The 17384-nt window shown below is 52.6% G+C and carries 17 protein-coding genes; 7 read left to right on the forward strand and 10 right to left on the reverse strand.

Annotation, left to right across the window (positions count from 1 at the left end):
* The first annotated feature begins 8 nt into the window (after positions 1–8).
* The 4 genes from C9I92_RS21000 (at position 9) to yfcE (ending at position 2194) form a co-directional block, all read left to right on the forward strand.
* Entirely contained in the window at positions 9–803 is a 795-nt protein-coding gene (locus tag C9I92_RS21000; RefSeq protein ID WP_047887421.1) for a DUF1538 domain-containing protein, read from the forward strand.
* A complete protein-coding gene (locus tag C9I92_RS21005; RefSeq protein WP_047887420.1) occupies positions 793–1143 on the forward strand; it encodes a P-II family nitrogen regulator in 351 nt (116 codons plus the stop codon). The genes C9I92_RS21000 and C9I92_RS21005 overlap by 11 nt, the downstream gene beginning before the upstream one ends.
* The gene (locus C9I92_RS21010) at positions 1140–1544 is read left to right on the forward strand and encodes a CBS domain-containing protein (RefSeq protein ID WP_047887419.1); all 405 of its coding nucleotides are present in this window, start codon (positions 1140–1142) and stop codon (positions 1542–1544) included. Before C9I92_RS21005 ends, C9I92_RS21010 begins: the two co-directional genes overlap by 4 nt.
* Before the next feature lie 101 nt (positions 1545–1645).
* Positions 1646–2194, forward strand: coding sequence for a phosphodiesterase (gene yfcE / locus C9I92_RS21015; RefSeq protein ID WP_047887418.1), 549 nt, complete (start codon positions 1646–1648; stop codon positions 2192–2194).
* Between the two features lie 429 nt (positions 2195–2623).
* On the opposite strand, the gene C9I92_RS21020 is transcribed toward yfcE, so the two are convergent.
* Entirely contained in the window at positions 2624–3385 is a 762-nt protein-coding gene (locus C9I92_RS21020; RefSeq protein WP_047887417.1) for a sulfite exporter TauE/SafE family protein, read from the reverse strand.
* 359 nt (positions 3386–3744) lie between these two features.
* On the opposite strand from C9I92_RS21020, the gene focA reads away from it, so the two are divergent.
* Positions 3745–4596 carry a formate transporter FocA gene (focA, locus tag C9I92_RS21025; protein WP_047887433.1) on the forward strand — a complete coding sequence of 284 codons (852 nt, stop codon included), beginning with the start codon at positions 3745–3747 and terminating at the stop codon, positions 4594–4596.
* Between the two features lie 137 nt (positions 4597–4733).
* On the opposite strand, the gene C9I92_RS21030 is transcribed toward focA, so the two are convergent.
* From C9I92_RS21030 to C9I92_RS21045, 3 genes are all read right to left on the reverse strand, one after another.
* On the reverse strand, positions 4734–5171 hold the full coding sequence (locus C9I92_RS21030) for a DUF3291 domain-containing protein (protein WP_047887416.1): 438 nt from the start codon (positions 5169–5171) through the stop codon (positions 4734–4736).
* Between the two features lie 320 nt (positions 5172–5491).
* Positions 5492–7645, reverse strand: a complete 2154-nt coding sequence (gene pta, locus C9I92_RS21040; protein WP_047887414.1) for a phosphate acetyltransferase — start codon at positions 7643–7645, stop codon at positions 5492–5494.
* Positions 7646–7818: 173 nt separating this feature from the next.
* A complete protein-coding gene (locus C9I92_RS21045) occupies positions 7819–9015 on the reverse strand; it encodes an acetate kinase (protein ID WP_047887413.1) in 1197 nt (398 codons plus the stop codon).
* Positions 9016–9348: 333 nt separating this feature from the next.
* On the opposite strand from C9I92_RS21045, the gene yfbV reads away from it, so the two are divergent.
* On the forward strand, positions 9349–9801 hold the full coding sequence (gene yfbV / locus C9I92_RS21050; protein ID WP_047887412.1) for a terminus macrodomain insulation protein YfbV: 453 nt from the start codon (positions 9349–9351) through the stop codon (positions 9799–9801).
* Between the two features lie 135 nt (positions 9802–9936).
* Here the strand turns inward: yfbV and C9I92_RS21055 are convergent, their stop codons facing one another.
* From C9I92_RS21055 to rlmA, 6 genes are all read right to left on the reverse strand, one after another.
* Positions 9937–10251, reverse strand: coding sequence for a DUF6172 family protein (locus C9I92_RS21055; protein WP_047887411.1), 315 nt, complete (start codon positions 10249–10251; stop codon positions 9937–9939).
* 107 nt (positions 10252–10358) lie between these two features.
* Entirely contained in the window at positions 10359–11153 is a 795-nt protein-coding gene (locus tag C9I92_RS21060) for an ABC transporter ATP-binding protein (RefSeq protein ID WP_047887410.1), read from the reverse strand.
* 18 nt (positions 11154–11171) lie between these two features.
* Positions 11172–12104, reverse strand: a complete 933-nt coding sequence (locus C9I92_RS21065; protein WP_047887409.1) for an ABC transporter permease — start codon at positions 12102–12104, stop codon at positions 11172–11174.
* Between the two features lie 231 nt (positions 12105–12335).
* On the reverse strand, positions 12336–13310 hold the full coding sequence (locus C9I92_RS21070; protein ID WP_047887408.1) for an ABC transporter substrate-binding protein: 975 nt from the start codon (positions 13308–13310) through the stop codon (positions 12336–12338).
* 674 nt (positions 13311–13984) lie between these two features.
* Positions 13985–14947 carry a ChaN family lipoprotein gene (locus C9I92_RS21075; protein WP_047887407.1) on the reverse strand — a complete coding sequence of 321 codons (963 nt, stop codon included), beginning with the start codon at positions 14945–14947 and terminating at the stop codon, positions 13985–13987.
* A gap of 187 nt (positions 14948–15134) precedes the next feature.
* Positions 15135–16007 carry a 23S rRNA (guanine(745)-N(1))-methyltransferase gene (gene rlmA, locus C9I92_RS21080; RefSeq protein ID WP_047887406.1) on the reverse strand — a complete coding sequence of 291 codons (873 nt, stop codon included), beginning with the start codon at positions 16005–16007 and terminating at the stop codon, positions 15135–15137.
* Between the two features lie 354 nt (positions 16008–16361).
* Between rlmA and C9I92_RS21085 the strand changes: the two genes are divergently transcribed.
* Positions 16362–17375, forward strand: a complete 1014-nt coding sequence (locus C9I92_RS21085; protein ID WP_047887405.1) for a porin — start codon at positions 16362–16364, stop codon at positions 17373–17375.
* Positions 17376–17384 lie beyond the last annotated feature (9 nt).

Consider the following 17384-nt stretch of genomic DNA (forward strand, 5'->3'; position numbering starts at 1 on the left):
AGAAAGTCATGACGGAAACCACAGCCCTGAGCATCCACTTCTTTGAAACGCTGCTATCCACCCTGCGGGATGTACTCCCGATTGGCATTATTATTTTTGGTTTTCAGCTGGCGGTATTGCGGCGACCGGTCGCGAACTGGCCGCGGGTGGGGCTGGGTTTTGTGTATGTGATTCTGGGGCTGTCGCTGTTTCTCATGGGATTGGAGCTGGCGTTGTTTCCGCTCGGGGAATCGATGGCCCGGCAACTCACGGCTCTGGATTTTCTGTTTGGTGCCGGGGAGAGTGTGCCCGCGACTGTCCATTGGCAGGATTACTACTGGGTGTACCTGTTTGCCGCTGCCATCGGCTTTAGTACCACAATCGCGGAGCCATCCCTGATTGCCGTTGCGATTAAAGCCAATCAGGTCTCGGGGGACACCATCAGCGTGACCGGTTTGCGAGTGGCCGTGGCATTGGGGGTGTCGCTGGGGATTTCGTTGGGCAGTTACCGGATTGTCGCAGGTGATCCGCTGCATTATTACATCCTGACCGGGTACGTAGTGGTCGTGATCCAGACGCACTTTGCCCCGAAAGCGATTGTGCCGCTGGCTTATGATTCCGGCGGCGTCACAACATCGACCGTGACAGTGCCGATAGTGACGGCGCTGGGGCTGGGACTGGCATCGACCGTTCCGGGGCGCAACCCGATGCTGGACGGGTTTGGGCTGATCGCGTTTGCCAGCTTATTTCCAATGATTACCGTGATGGGCTATGCCCAGTTGTCGCAATGGCACTCTGCAAGGAGACAAAAAGATGCGCTTTAAGCTGTTGATTGCCTTCGTGGAAGACACGAAAACGGACGCCGTGCTGGATGCCGCCCGAAAGGCGGGAGCAACCGGCGCGACGGTGATTAACAATGCCCGTGGTGAAGGGCTGTTCCAGAAGAAAACCTTTCTGGGACTGGGGTTGGATGTACAGCGGGATGTGATCCTGTTTGTGGTGGAGGAGCATCTGGCGCGTACCATACTGGAGACAATCGAAGAGGCGGGCGATTTTGATACCGAATCGGGACAGGGGATCGCCGTTCAGCTGGATGTGGAAGATGCCGTAGGGGTTGCCCACCAGGTGCGGACGTTGACCAAAGTGGTGGAGGAAAAACTATGAGTAATGACAAGGTCGTACGGGTAAGGGATGTCATGATGAACACTTATGCCATGGTTGAAGGGCTGACCACCGTGGCAGAAGCCATCAGGATTGCCAAGCGCCGGCAAATCAAAGCGCTGATTGTCGATAAGCGGCATGAAGATGATGAATACGGCATTGTGCTGATGAATGACATCGCCAAAAAAGTGCTGGCGTTGGATCGCTCACCGGAGCGCACGAATGTGTATGAGATCATGACCAAACCGGCGCTGTCGGTCAGTGCCGATATGGATGTGCGCTATTGTGCCCGCTTGTTCGAACGGTTTGGCATCAGCCGGGCCCCGGTGATCGAAGACGGCGAAATCCGCGGTATGGTCAGTTATAACAATATTGTTCTGAACGGCATGCTGCGGGAAGAGTAGCCGCCGTGACATGACTGGCGTGGCTTGGTGGTGAGTCATGGCATTCCCGGGTGGCAAGGTGTAGGATCTGGCTACCTGTTCCAAAAAAGAAGATACATGGCATGAAACTCTTTTTTGCCTCCGATATTCACGGCTGTGCTGACAGCATGCGTCGTGCCCTGACTGCTTTTGAACAAAGCGGTGCCGAGCATTTTATTTTGCTGGGGGATGTACTGAACCACGGCCCACGTAACCCGTTGCCAGCGGGTTATGCCCCGACCGAAGTGGCTGAGATGCTGAACCAGTACGCAGAGCGTATTACGGCTGTTCGCGGCAATTGCGACAGCGACGTTGATCAAATGCTGCTGGATTTCCCGATGATGGCCGATTACAACCTGGTGTTATTGCCAAATGGCCGTCGGCTGTTTCTGACCCACGGCCACCTATACAACGGCGACAAGCATCCGCGTCTGCGCGACGGCGATGTGATTGTATCCGGGCATACCCATTTGCCGGTTGCGGAGCAACGCGGGGCGCTGTATCTCTTCAACCCTGGCTCCATCACCATTCCTCGTGGTGAGCATCAGGCCAGTTACGGCCTGCTGGAAGATAACACGCTGAAAGTGGTAACGTTCGAAGGCGAGGTGATTTGCCAAGTCGAGCTGCGTTAAGTTCGTCACTCCCTAAACCGAACTAGCCTAATGTACTGTCTTGCGTTGTCTTGCGTTGTCTTGCGTTGTCGCGCACAGTTCGCCGCAATGGCGAAGGCCATTCTTGTGAAGAAGCTCCGTGTTGTGAAGAAGGTCAGTGTAGTGAAAATGATGCTTGCGAAGGTGGTACTTGCTGGGGTGATGCGAAAAACGGAAACAGGCTGCTCAGGCTGCCTGTTTGTTTTTGGATAATCCTTGCAAGTTGGCTTAAACCTGTTTGTGGCGCGATATATCTGCTTAGACAGCGCCCCTCAAACCGTGTCTCTCAGAAGATGAGAAGATGCCGCTTTGCAGGGAACCGTTTCAAACAGTGCCGTTTCAAATAGCATTGTTCCAATTAGTGCTAATCATACCGCACCTTTCATTTAACCCGCTTCAGATTGCGCTGCCTTACATCCCCAGTAGCAACTTGAAGCCAATCAGGAACGTCAGTACCTCAAAGCATCGTTTGATCAGCCGGTTACTTTTCTGGGTTGCCAGATGAGCTCCCAGATACCCTCCCAGCAGCGAGCCGGCCAGTAGAACCGGAATCCACGGCCAGTATATCTCGGCCCCTGCCACATACATGGTAACCGCCCCGATTCCATTCCAGAACAATCCGACACTGACCAGTGTCAGGGCGACGGCCTGCTTGTAATCAAAACCGAACCAACGGATCAGAAACAGGGTGACAAATAGCCCTGTGCCCGCAGTCAAGGAGCCATTCAACACCCCAATCGCCGCCAGTCCGATGCCGCCGATCACCATGCCAGCCAGATCCCGGTGGCGTGGCTGGGTGTCCTGCCCGAGAGATGATTTAGTCAGCGAGTAGATCCCCAGCCCGAGAATGAGCACGCCAAGCAGCGCTTCTGCCACTCTGCCCGGGATAAACAGGATCAGGTTGGCACCGGCAATGACCCCGACCATCCCGGCCAGAATGACATAAATCGTTAAGGTCCAGTCGAGCGTGCCGGCCCGCACATGTTTGAGGGCCGCTCCAAGTCCCAGGGCCACGCTGGCAACTTTATGGGTAGCCAGTGCAATGGCAAAAGGTAGCCCGAGAAAGATCAGCAGCGGAAATTGTATGAGTCCGGCCCCGCCGCCGGACAGGGAAGCGAGTGTGTTTGATAAAAGCGAGCCGATAAAAAGGCCCATTGAGCTCAGAAAATCCATCGTGGAAGGTTTCGCCTGCGTCCTGCAAAAACATTCACCTTAGCGGCTTTTACCATCGGAATCTACTACGGCCTCACGCAGGTGACAGCGGGGCATAGTCCGACAGGAGAGCGGAATCGGCAAAACTAAATGTGGCTTAATATTTATGCGTGTGATTGCAAGATTGATGGTTTGAGAGGATCTGGTCAAGGAATTGTTCCCGGATGTTTACATTTTCTGTTGATTCGGGATATCCGAAATATCTGTTCGTATATTTCGAGTTTTTGTTGATCTGAGTGCTTGAACTTTCGATGCATTCGGTTCAATATCGCGCCTCACCTTTTTATATGTGTTACAAATTGTGTCAGGTGCTCATCACCATGTATCAAAATCAGTTTGATGCGCTGTTACCGCCTCAGATGGCGGAACGAGCTGCGGAAATCGGGGTCGGCAAGGCAACCAAAGACCCTGTGAAATCGCTTCTGCTGGCTATTACGGCCGGGATGCATATCGGGATTGCCTTTGTCTTTTATACCGTCGTGACCACTGGTGCCGGTGACATGCCGTGGGGGATGTCGCGGTTCGTGGGCGGGCTGGCTTTTAGTCTGGGGTTGATCCTGGTTGTGATCACCGGTGGAGAGCTGTTTACCAGCTCGGTGCTGACGCTGGTCGCGAGGGCGAGCGGTAAGATTAGCTGGAAAAGCCTGTGGCTCAACTGGGGGGTCGTTTACGTCGGCAACCTGATTGGCGCTCTGCTGCTGGTGGTGATCATGCTGATGACCAAGCAGTACATGTCAGCAAACGGCGAACTGGGGATCAATGCCATGCATATTGCCCAGCATAAGCTGCATCATGATTTCTGGCAGGCCGTTGCGCTGGGCGTTATGTGTAACGTGCTGGTGTGCGTCGCGGTCTGGATGACGTTCAGCGGCCGTACGCTGACTGATAAGATTCTGGTTATGATCCTGCCGGTGGCGATGTTTGTCTCATCTGGTTTTGAGCACTGCATTGCCAACATGTTTCAGGTGCCGATGGCGATTGGTATCAAGCATCTGGCCAGCCCTGAATTCTGGCAAATGACCGGAATGAATCCGGCCGACTTTGCCGATCTGACGTTCAGCAACTTTTTCATTAATAACCTGATCCCAGTGACCATCGGTAACATTATCGGTGGGGGAGTTTTTGTTGGGATGGGTTACTGGATTATTTACCTGCGTGGTCACGACAACTGATGGCGTGATGCTGCGGGTAAACAACCGCGTTCTACATTGCTGACTTACCCTTTGTGAGTCAGATATCTCTTGCTTGTATTGAGTCTAACCTTTGCCGCTGCGGAAACCCCCAGCGGCTTTTTTTGTAACCGGCAGGCTTAGCGACACGGAAAGGGGCGCCTGAAGGTAAAAGCATGCGGCGAGTCGGCATGCTGGCGTAAGTACAGTAAGCGGGATTTGGCTTCCTCGACTGTCGGAATATAGCCGTCCGGCACCCACCACAACACATATGTATCCTCGGCCAGAGGATAAAACCATTCGCTCTTACGCCGCATGAAATCCCGATGGTGTGTCCGGAACATGAAGTCTTTGAGCGCCTCGACGGATTCCCAGACCGACATATTGACGAGCATATCGGGGTCGCTGAATGCCTTAATGGACGTCGCATCACCGGAATCATCTTTAAGTCGCCAGATAAAGCCATCGCTGCGTTCGGCAAGGCGATTAATGGTATCCAAGTTATCGACAAAATCCTTGAGTTCAAGGGAATCCAGCGGATACCGGGCTTTGGCGATATTCAGTTGAGCCAGCTTCATGTTTCCTCCATCTGTCGAAACCGGGTGGGCCAAGGTTATTGTTCAGTTATGGCATGGGGTTGGGGCGATGGTTAGCATTGAGGCGGGCGCACTGCGGAGGAATTGTAAAAGTGAGGAATATCGCAAACTTTTGCGGTTTTCATGGTTGCAGCGTGTAATGTGGTTTTTCTGTTTACTGGCTGATCAAATCTAAAAAGATAGATGTTGTTTTGTGGTGGAAAATAGTGCCGATGAGTGCCGTAGCATAAAAAAACGCCCCGGCATTGGCAGGGGCGTTTCATCATTCAGACTAACCGGCAGTAGGCCGATAGGTACTGTGATTAGGCTTTAGCATCTTCAGCTTGTTTCGCCTGAATCGCTGTCAGTGCAACGGTGTAGACGATGTCGTCAACCAGTGCGCCACGAGACAGGTCGTTTACAGGCTTACGCATGCCTTGCAGCATTGGACCGATAGAAACCAGGTCAGCAGAACGCTGTACCGCTTTGTAAGTGGTGTTACCTGTATTCAGGTCAGGGAATACGAATACTGTCGCTTTACCCGCAACCGGAGAGTTCGGAGCTTTAGAAGCGGCAACGTTTTCCATGATAGCTGCGTCGTACTGCAGAGGACCGTCGATCACCAGGTCAGGACGTTTTTCCTGAGCGATGCGAGTCGCTTCACGTACTTTCTCAACGTCTGCACCCTGACCAGATGTACCTGTAGAGTAAGAGATCATTGCAACGCGAGGCTCGATACCGAACGCTTTTGCAGAGTCAGCAGACTGGATAGCGATTTCCGCCAGTTGCTCAGACGTTGGATCCGGGTTGATCGCACAGTCACCGTAAACCAGAACCTGGTCAGGCAGTAGCATGAAGAACACAGAAGACACCAGAGATGCACCCGGTGCCGTTTTGATCAGCTGTAGCGGTGGACGGATAGTGTTTGCCGTCGTGTGAACCGCACCAGATACCAGACCGTCAACTTCGTCACGCTCAAGCATCATAGTACCCAGTACCACTGTGTCTTGCAGTTGCTCACGCGCAACTACTTCAGTCATACCTTTGTTCTTACGCAGCTCAACCAGACGTGCTACGTATTGCTCACGTACCACTTCAGGGTCGATGATTTCAACGCCAGCACCCAGAACAACGCCTTGTTGTTCTGCAACACGCTTGATTTCAGCCGGGTTACCCAGCAGCACACATTCCGCGATACCGCGTTCAGCACAGATAGCTGCTGCTTTAACGGTACGTGGCTCGTCACCTTCAGGCAGTACAACGCGCTTAGCCGCTGCACGGGCAAATTCAGTCAGCTGGTAACGGAATGCTGGTGGGCTCAGGCGACGCTCGCGAGTTGAACCTTCAGACAGAGATTCAATCCACTGGCCGTCGATGTGGCTAGCCATGTATTCGTTAATCAGTTCAACGCGCTCTTTGTCGTCTGCTGGTACTTCCAGGCTGAAGCTCTGCAGGTTCAGAGATGTCTGCCAAGTGTTACCTTGTGCTGTCATCACTGGCAGGCCAGTGTCAAATGCACGCTTACACAGATCCATCACAGCTTTAGGCAGTTCATAGCCGCCAGTCAGCAGCAGGGCACCGATTTCCACGCCGTTCATCGCTGCCAGACACGCTGCCACGATAACGTCAGGACGGTCTGCTGAAGTTACCAGCAGAGAGCCTGGGCGGAAGTGCTCAACCATGTTCGGGATAGAGCGTGCACAGAACGTGATGCTCTTGATGCGGCGAGTTTTGATTTCACCCGGGTTAACGATTTCAGCGTTCAGGTGCTTCGCGATGTCAGTGGCACGCGTAGCGATCAGCTCAGCACTCCAAGGCGCACAACCCAGTACGCGGATTGGGCTGGAGTTGAACACCTGCATCACTTCTACGTGAGAAGGTACAGTTGCTTCTGCATCATCAAAAATTTCAGACAGATCAGGACGAGTACGGCCTTCAGCGTCAACCGGTGCGTTCAGTTTGTTAACGATAACACCAGCGATTTGCTTGTTCTTGATGCCGCCGAAGTTAGAGCATGCAACTTCGATACGCTCTTTCAGCTGAGAAGGATTGTCAGTACCTGGTGCAACAACGAACACGATTTCCGCGTCCAGTGTCTTTGCCATTTCGAAGTTGATTTGGTTCGCGAACGGATGCTTGCGAGTTGGAACCAGACCTTCGATCAGGGTAACTTCAGCACCGGCAGTCGCTTCTTTGAAACGAGCAACGATGTCTTCCAGCAGCACGTCGCTCTGATCGTTACGGATCAGCTCTTCAGCGCTAGCCATTGAGAACGGCTCAGCCACTTTCATGTCGCTGTTTGCAGTGATGATAGTGGTTGTCAGATCTGGCTGCTCACCGCCGTGACGAGGCTGCGCGATAGGCTTGAAGAAAGAAACGCGAACACCTTTGCGTTCCATGGCACGAAGCACACCCAGGCTAACGCTGGTCAGACCAACTCCGGCGCCAACCGGAACAAGCATGATAGTACGGGACACTATAGATTCCTCAACTATTCAGGAAACAACTGTGCTGTTCAATAACGATGAATCACCGGTATTGGACAGCACCTCAAAAAGCGGATAACTCAGTCTGTGGCACGTTGCCGGGGCAGACTGGTTATGTGAAAACGGCCGGCCCAGGCCAGCCGTCTTCAGACTCATGTCGCGGATTAGATGTCAGCCAGACGAGCTGTATCTTCAGCGATAACAAGTTCTTCGTTAGTAGAAACAACCATTGCAGGAACACGGCTGTTTGCAGTAGTGATCACACCTTCACCACCGAAGCGAGCTTTCAGGTTAGCTTCGCTGTCTACTTCTACACCCAGAATAGCCAGACGGTTCAGAACCATCTCACGGATTGGTGCAGAGTTTTCACCGATACCACCGGTGAAAGTGATTGCGTCCAGACGGCCATCCAGAGTTGCAGTGTAACCAGCAACGTATTTCGCCAGACGGTGGCAGAACACGTCCATTGCACGCGTTGCTTCTTCTTTCTGACCGTAGTTGTCTTCAACAAAACGGCAGTCAGAAGTCACTTCAGTCAGACCCAGCAGGCCAGACTCTTTAGTCAGCATCGTGTTGATTTTCTCAACAGAGTAGCCCAGTGTGTCGTGCAGGTGGAAGATGATTGCAGGGTCGATGTCACCACAACGAGTACCCATTACCAGACCTTCAAGCGGAGTCAGACCCATAGATGTATCTACAGACTTACCGTTCTTGATTGCACAAACAGACGCACCGTTACCCAGGTGGCAGTTGATGATGTTCAGTTCTTCTTCTGGCTTGTTCAGCAGTTTCGCAGTTTCGCGAGTGATGAACAGGTGAGATGTACCGTGCATGCCGTAACGACGGATACCGTGCTCTTTGTACAGGTTGTATGGCAGTGCGTACAGGTACGATTCTTCTGGCATAGTCTGGTGGAACGCAGTGTCAAATACCGCTACGTTCTTCAGGCTTGGGAAAGATTTTTGTGCCGCTTTGATACCGATGATGTGCGCTGGGTTGTGCAGCGGAGCCAGAGTAGAACACTCTTCGATACCTTTCAGTACGTCTTCACAGATCAATACTGACTGAGTGAACTTCTCGCCACCGTGTACTACGCGGTGACCGATAGCTTTCAGGTTTTCTGCTAGTTCAGGCTTAGATGCAAGGATAGTATCTACCATGAATGCCAGCGCTTCTTCGTGCGCAGCGCCTTCGCCCAGTTGTGCTTCGTGCTTACCGTCAAGTTTCCACTTGATACGAGCTTCAGGAAGGTGCAGACATTCTGCAAGACCTGTCAGGTGCTCTTCACCAGATACCGCGTCAACAACAGCGAACTTTAGAGAAGAACTACCGCAGTTAAGTACTAAAACCAGCTTAGACATGAGTGACTACCTATAATCTGTCTGAAAGTTGATATTCAACCGTATAAAAATTACCCATAGGATAGACGACTTTTCGATAGTCGGTCTCATCAGGGTCAAAATCGAGTTATGTCCGTATTATGTAGGAAGCGTGTAAATCAGCTCCTGGGGCCATCCATGGGGGTGCCTCTAGTTGCCAGAACAGAGATTACAGGCAACAATGAAAAGTAGGCGTGCCTAGGATAGCGATTGTTACGCAATATAACAAAAAGATTTTTAGAAAAATTTAATTTGAATCAAGTTTGTTATCCGTACAGTTTAAGTTTTACTGTTTTTTTTGAAGTTTGGTGATTTATGAGTCAACAAAATTCTATCTGGCGGGCGTTTCGCCATGGTCAGGATTACATGGCGGTCTGGCCGATACGCAAAGAGCTGGCCATCCTGTTTCCGGAGCAGCGTTACATCAAGGCAACCCGTTTTGCGATGCGGGTAATGCCGGCTGTTGCGGTAATGAGTGTGTTGAGTCAGATGGCCTTCAATAACTATCAGGCCCTGCCGCAGGCCATTGCGGTGGCTTTGTTTGCTCTGAGTATGCCATTGCAGGGGCTGTGGTGGCTGGGTAAGCGCAGCCGGACGGTGTTGCCGCCTTCTTTAGCTGGCTGGTATCGCGAAATTTACGACAAAATTGTCAGCGAGGGGTATGCATTGCAGCCGCCTAAATCTCAGCCGCGTTATCTCGAACTGGCTCAGGTGCTCGATCGCGCGTTTAAGCAGCTCGACAAAGGGGCCCTTGAACGCTGGTTTTGAGCGCCGGTTTTTGACGTGCCGACAGGGTTGGCACTGAGAGAGCCATATAAAACAGACAGGCCCAATAAAAAAAGTAGCCGCTTGGCTACTTTTTTTGGACGAGCTTTTGATGAATCAGGCGCTGTACTGGCTGCCTTATTCTTCAGTTTCGTCAAGGTCGGAAACGACTTTCTTCTTGCGAACACCTGGTTTTGCCAGGATCTCAACATAACAAGACGTTAGAGCCAGAGCTTCGGCTTCGTCCAGATTTTTGTTGATTTCTTTGACATGAATAACCTTTGCTTCCTGCTCGGTATGGCCGAAACGGCAGTCAAAATCCCAGTAGTCAACGCCTTCCGGCAAGCGTTTGTTGCGCTCACGCTTCAGGTATTTTTTGATCTCATACTTTACGGCTTCTACAACACGTGGAACCGCTTTCTTCGGGTGAGTTAAAGCAAATGTCTTTTTCATCGTATTCCTAAAATAAAAGGCCCGGACCATGCCGGGCTCAGTCAGTATTTTACTTTAATTCTGCCGCCGTCGCGAATACCGCGTGCGTACCGAGTGCTTTGGGGCTCTTAGCTCAGCAGCAAACTGTCGTCGGCCAGCTCTTCCCCACGCACTTTGCTGAACATTTCTAGCAGGTGTTTCACGTCCATATTGGCCCGCTCTTCACCTTCCACATCGAGAACAATTTGTCCCTGATGCAGCATCACCGTGCGATCGCCGTAGGCCAGGGCATCTTTCATCGAGTGGGTGACCATCATGACGGTGAGGTCGAATTCTTCCACCACCTTTTTGGTCAGCGCCAGGACGAAAGCAGCCATGCGCGGATCCAGCGCAGCGGTGTGCTCGTCGAGCAGCAGCAGTTTACTGTCGGCCAGTGTGGCCATCACCAGACTGACCGCCTGACGTTGGCCACCGGACAGCAGCCCGATGCTGTCGCCGAGGCGATCTTCCAGACCCAGCCCAAGAATGCTGATTCGTTCCTGGAACAACTTACGGCGCTTGGAGGACAAAGCCAGCTTCCAGCTGCGCTTTCCGCCCCGCTTGTAGGCTAGCGCCATGTTTTCTTCGATGGTCAGGGCCCCACAGGTCCCGGCCAGCGGGTCCTGAAATACCCGGGCGGCATACTGGGCGCGTTCATGCACCGACTGACGGGTTACGTCGATGTTGTTGATCAGCACTTGACCGCCAACCATCGGGGTTTCACCGCTGACGGCACCCAGCAGGGTTGACTTGCCCGCACCGTTGGAGCCAATGACCGTCACAAATTGTTTTTCCGGGACGGTCAGGTTGACGCCTTTCAGGGCCTGATTTTCCAGAATGGTGCCTTCATTGAAGGTCACGCGAATATCGTTTAGCTCAATCATGGTACATCCTTATCCCACTCAGGCCATTTTCTTAGCGGCGACGGAAGACTTCTTTTTTCCGCCACGTTTCAACTGGGTTTTCATGCGAGGTGCGATAAGAGCAACCGCTACCAGCAGAGCCGTGATCAGGTTGAGATCCGACGCCTGCAGGCCGAACATGCCGCTACTCAGGGCAAAGGCAACCGCCAGACGGTACAGGATTGACCCCAGAATCACGGCGACAACCGCGACCCAGATTTTGCGTCCCGGAATCAGGGTTTGCCCCAGGATCACCGCCGCCAGACCAACCACAATGGTGCCGACCCCAGATGTGACGTCAGCAAAGCTGTTAGTCTGGGCAAACAGGGCACCGGAGAAACCCACCAGGCCATTGGACAGTGCCAGACCGAAGTAGGTGTACAGTGCGGTGTTACCGCCCTGAGCACGCACCATGCGGCTGTTGACCCCGGTCGCGCGCAGACCCAGACCGAAATCACTGGCTAGCAAGCGGGTGATGAACCAGCCACTGAGTATCACCAGCAGCAGCACAACCACAAGACGGAATACGCTACCGTCCATGCCGGCATCAAACGCCAGCGTTTCAAACGGAGTGAAAATGGTATCTTCACCCAGCAGCGCGATGTTAGGGCGACCCATGATACGGATGTTGATCGAAAAGGCGGCGATCATGGTCAGGATACTCGCCAGCAAATGGAGGATCCCGCAGCGCACGGCGAGAAATGCCGTCACCAGGCCACACAGACCACCGGCCATAATAGCCAGCAGGGTCGCAACCCAAGGGTTGACACCGGCCACAATTGCAGTTGCGGCAACGGCGGCCCCCATAGGGAAACTGCCATCCACGGTCAGATCCGGAAAATCCAATACGCGGAAAGTAAGGTAGACCCCGAGCGCCACCAGGCCGTAAACCAGCCCGATTTCCAGGGTGCCGAGAAAGGCAAAGAAAGACATCCCAATTCTCCTTGTCTTTTGTCTTGCAGGGAATGGCGTGTAACGAAGCCGGCAAACCTAACACTGTCAGATAGCAGGGGAGACAGACAGCGCCCGGGAGCGCTGCCACGTGTCCTAGCCTCTTGTCCTGACGGTGAATGGGTCAGGACACCAGCCGTGTGATATCACGGCTGTGTCATGTCATGGTGAAAGGTCACTCAGTGCCGGACTGCGTCGGTCACGCAAAATGGTTTATTTCGCAACTGACGTCGCACGTTCCAGGACTGACGCCGGGAAGGTGATGCCCAGTTTGTCTGCCGCTTTTTGGTTTAGCGCTAAGTCGGAGCCACGCGCCACTTTGACCGGTAACTCAGACACTTTTTTACCTTTAAGGATAGCGTCAACGTAGTCGGCGGTCTGGATGCCTACCTGGTAGTAGTCAAAGCCCAGTGCTGCCAGCGCACCGCTCTCAATGTAGGTGGTCGATGCCCCAATAACCGGGGTATTGTTTTGGTTACCCGCATTGACCAGACCATCAATAGCACTGGCGACGGTGTTGTCGGTTGGCGCGTAAATCACGTCAGCTTTAGCGGCAACAATCTGTGCGGCAGCCTGAACATCGGCGCTCTTTAGTGCCGTGCCTTCTACGACCATCAGCCCACGTTCTTTTGCCGCGTTACGAAGCAGTTCGACCAGTGCTACGGCATTGGCTTCACCCGGGTTGAAGATCACGCCCACGCTCTTCATGCCAGGCAGCAGCTCCTGCATCAGCTCAATATGCTGGGCGACCGGAGACAGGTCAGACAGGCCAGTCACGTTGCGGTTGGGTTTATCCGGGTTGCTGACCAGCTTCGCGCCGACCGGGTCGGTTACGGCAGTAAAGACGATAGGAATAGAGCGGGTCGACGCCGCCAGCGCCTGAGCCGTTGGTGTTGCAATACCGACCAGAACATCCGGATTTTCACCAACAAACTGTTTGGCGATCTGAACGGCAATGGCCGGATTACCTTGAGCAGTCTGATACGTAAACTCCAGGTTTTCCCCTTCGACGTAGCCTTTTTGCTTCAGGCCATCAAGCAGACCGTTACGGGCCGCATCCAATGCCGGGTGCTCTACAATCTGAGAGACAGCGACTTTGGCCACATCAGCGAGGACTGCCGGTGAAGACAGTGCCAGTGACGCTGCCACTGCGGCAGCAGTAAGTAGTTGTTTGCTCTTGAATACCATATCTGAACACGCTCCCTGTAGTAATAGTACTGAGGTCTGACAGCGCTAAATCAGCAATCGGAGGTTGACTGCGCAGCTGTCTGGGGTCGATTCGCATCCGGTGCGAATCCCTCTTGGCATAAAGTTTTAGCGCAACGGGCTATAAAAGAACATAAGAATTTTAACAATGTTGCAACATGGTGATAGTGGTTCGTGCTGGCAGGTGGTGGATTGGGCAGGGGATTACATGGTGATACTGAGGGTATCCATATTAGTGTAAGGTTTATTGTATTAAAAATAGCCTTGCATTCTTATTTGGTATTTTTATTGGTGGCACAGGAATTGTGCGCCAAAGCAGTGTTTCTGCTAGAGGATGACAGGGCAATACACCGCGCTAACCGGGTGGATATTTCGTCATACCATTAATTACAGATACAGCATAATTGGCTGCAAAAGGCAGGCTACCCAGGCTACCGGCGCATTCTCTGGTGGGATTCTCCCTCTTCTGGCCGAATGAAATCGTTCAGACCAGAAGGGGGAATCAGTATGTTACGTCAGGATGAGGCGTCAGGTTGAAGGACCAAACCGGTATGGCTCAGGAACACCGTTTTCAGTACAGGCACTCACCCATTATTAATTTATGAGAACGTATTGAACTGAGGAAACGTATTGACCACAGATAACGCGTTAACCCCTCATTGCGAATTAGGCGAATAGCACTGTAATGACTGGTTGCGGCTGTGGATTGTCTTCATCGCTGCCATCATTTTGACCTCATCCACGTAACCCGGCGGCAGAGGCATGACCGTGAACGTGTAGTCTGGCGCGCCTTCTGCCAGTGGCGATTCCGTAGTGACTGGCGTGACCATCATGACCTTCAGATTCGGGTTACGTGCCAGAATGCGTGATGCGGTGCCCAGCCCTTCGGCCACATGGAAACGTCCAGCGGTATGGATGATTTGGGTGCCGGGATGGCGGGTGAGGTAGTTCACCATGCTTTCTGCCATTGTGTCATCCCACGCGGTTTGCGCGGCAAACTGGCGGCTGGTCTTGGCCTCATCGCCGTGGTGCATTGAGGCATTGAAGGTTTGGCGGTAGGCATCATCGTTCAGGGTCAGAGACTGTGCGACCCACTGGCGTTCCTCTGCCGGTAGCAGGGAGAGATAGGCGGGGCCTTGCTGGCCGATGCAGCGCACGATGCTTTTCGGAGCATTCGCCGCGATCACATCCAGCTGATGGGTTTTGGCGAATTCCACTAACGGACGATAATCACTTTCGTAGTTGGGCCAGGCATTGCCCTCGTTCATCAGGGTTTTCTCGCCGATTTTGCCTGCCAGGTATTGATCAACCACGGCTTGTTTGTCGCGGGTGAACTGCTCCATCGACAGGGCCAGTTTCGGCTTCTGGCTATACAGGGCCGCCATTAATTGCGCTTGCATCAGATGCGATGCTGGGTGGCCGTGCCATTCCCCCACCAGAACAATATCGGCGTCGCGCAACGCCGATGTCAGCGCTGACAATGTCATCGGGGAGCCATCCGGGGACTGGATGGTGAAGTCGTACATGGTCGGGGCTGGGGTAAAGGCGGTGTCCGGCTCAGATTGAGCGGCACAACCGGCCAGCAGTCCGGCCAGACCAAGTGAAAGCCATTTTTTCATGAGAAATAATCACACTGGTTAGCAACACTTAACAGGGTTAAGTGTATGAGAAATCCGAAAATCTGGCGTGAGATATTAGATGAGTTGATAGTGGTTATCAAATGTTATTGATAACCACTATCAATTGATGGCGTTTATTGTGGTTGCAAATTGCGGCTGTTCAGCGACAAAGGGAAGCAACTGACGGTTAGGTTTCTGGCTGAGACTTCGACAGGCATTCTGGCGCGTTATCTTCGTTTCGGCGGTACACCCGAATCGCAAAATCGGCTTCACAGTCAAACGTCTCACTGTCAGCCAGTTGTTGCCAGACTGCTTCGCTGGTTTTCCAGGCAAACGGTGTCATTTGCATCAGTGCCGTTGCTTCTGCTCCGCTCAATGTCAGGGTGTAATGGAGCTGGGTATCGTCAATCAGGGAGAAGCCGTCAAGGGTTTCCGGTGTCATATCATGCAGACGGACGTCGTTATAAATCAGCTCTTTGAGCTGGTACAAATGACGTGCGGCCGGTGTGACCGTGACCAGAATACCGGCCGGGCGGATGGTTCGTTTCAGCTCTTCCGGCTTGCAGGGTGCATAAATGCGGATCACCCCATCCAGCGACTGATCGGCAAATGGCAGGCGGTGGCTGGAAGCCACGCAAAAGTGGCATTGCTTGTAGCGTTTTGCTGCATAACGCACGGCTACCTTCGAGATGTCGAGGCCATGAACTGTCAGTGACGGAGAATGCGTATGGTTTTGTGTCAGACCGTCAGCAAAGCCGGACGTGTAGTAACCCTCACCACAACCAATATCCAGCAGTTGCTCCGCCTCTTCCGGTAGCAGGGTCGCCAGTTTTTCCACCACCTTAGCCCGCAGCGGATCATAATGACCGGCTTCCAGAAATGCGCGGCGTGCCTGCATCATTTCTTTGTTATCACCCGGATTTTTCGAGCTTTTGTGATGAACCGGCATGAGGTTGACATACCCTTCTTTGGCCTCATCAAACTGGTGGTTGTTGGCACATTTCCAGGTTTTGTCTTGCTGGCTGAGTGGCTGGTGGCAGAGAGGGCATTGGTACGGCATGGGATCACACGGTCAGTTGAATTTGCGGGCATTGTAAACGTCTGCTCCGGCAAGCTGCAAGTAAACCGAGTGCGCCCGACCGTCTTGCTGGTGCAACAGGCTTTCTGGGCGCCACCATCGAGGTAGGCAACGCCAATGCTTTATTGCACTAAATTAGGGCGTACGTAATGTTCGGAAACAGGGCTCAGGAAGGCGGTTGAGCGTCAATGGCCGAAAATTCCACAAGTGAAAAAAATATTATTTTGTAAAGTTTTTGTGTGCCACCTAAGTTAATTAAGACAAGTCTGTTTTATGTCAGCGAGGATTTTATTGACAACAGGTTGTATCTGACTAACAAAGATAGGATATCTACAGATGAAAAAAAAAATCGCTATAGCAGTGGCATGCTCTTTTTCAACCACGGTCGTTTCAGCCGCAACGGTATATCAGGACGATGAAACCACCTTTAATGTCGGCGGTCGAGTGGAGGTCAGGGCTAACTTTTCTGATGCCAACAAAACATCCGACAACAGCAGTAGTTATCAGGATGCATCCCGAGTTCGACTCAGTGTCGATGGTCGGCAGGCGGTATCAAGCAATTTGTCCTTTTTCGGCAAGTATGAATTTGAGTTAAAAGAAGCGGAAGATGGCTCAAGCGATGACGTTAAAATTAATACCCGTCATTTATACGCAGGGGTTGAGACCAGCCGGGGGAACTTATACTACGGTCACCAGACGAATGCGGTCACGTATTTGACCGATTGGACTGACGTGGCGGAAACATTTGGTGGCTACATCAATGAATATACCGTCGCGACAGCGGACCGGGCGAAAAATGTCCTGCGCTATGAGCTCATGACGGATTATGGCTTGACCTTCCAGATAGATGGCAACTTCAATTCCGATAGCGACAGTGCAAAAAGCGACGGCTATGGCGCGGTACTTGCCTACAGTCTGCCGGTCGGGCTTGAGCTGGGTGTCGGCTATGCTTCCAGTGATGAAACATACGGGAATGGCTCCGACACCGACCGCTCAGATGCTATTTTCGCTGGTGCGAAATACACCAATGATCTCGGTCTTTGGCTAGCGGGCTTGTACCAAGGGGGAAGTATTTCATCGTTAGGTATTCAAGACTCTGATTACAATGCGGCTGACTTTTACCTGGGCTACTTCTTTGGTGACAACAACGTCAACATGACATACAGCTATTTCTCGGCCGATGATATTGACGCTCTGGATATCAATTTCATTGGCGTTGAATATGCGCGCTATATCGGCGGTGTCACTCTGTTTGGCAGCTACAAGTTCAACCTGCTGGATGAAGGAGAGGGTGGCGTCGGGGATAACGACGAAGACGAACTCATGCTCGGGCTGCGTTACGCATTTTAAGCGTACCTT

It is taken from the genome of Photobacterium ganghwense, from assembly GCF_003025595.1.
Classification (GTDB): domain Bacteria; phylum Pseudomonadota; class Gammaproteobacteria; order Enterobacterales; family Vibrionaceae; genus Photobacterium; species Photobacterium ganghwense.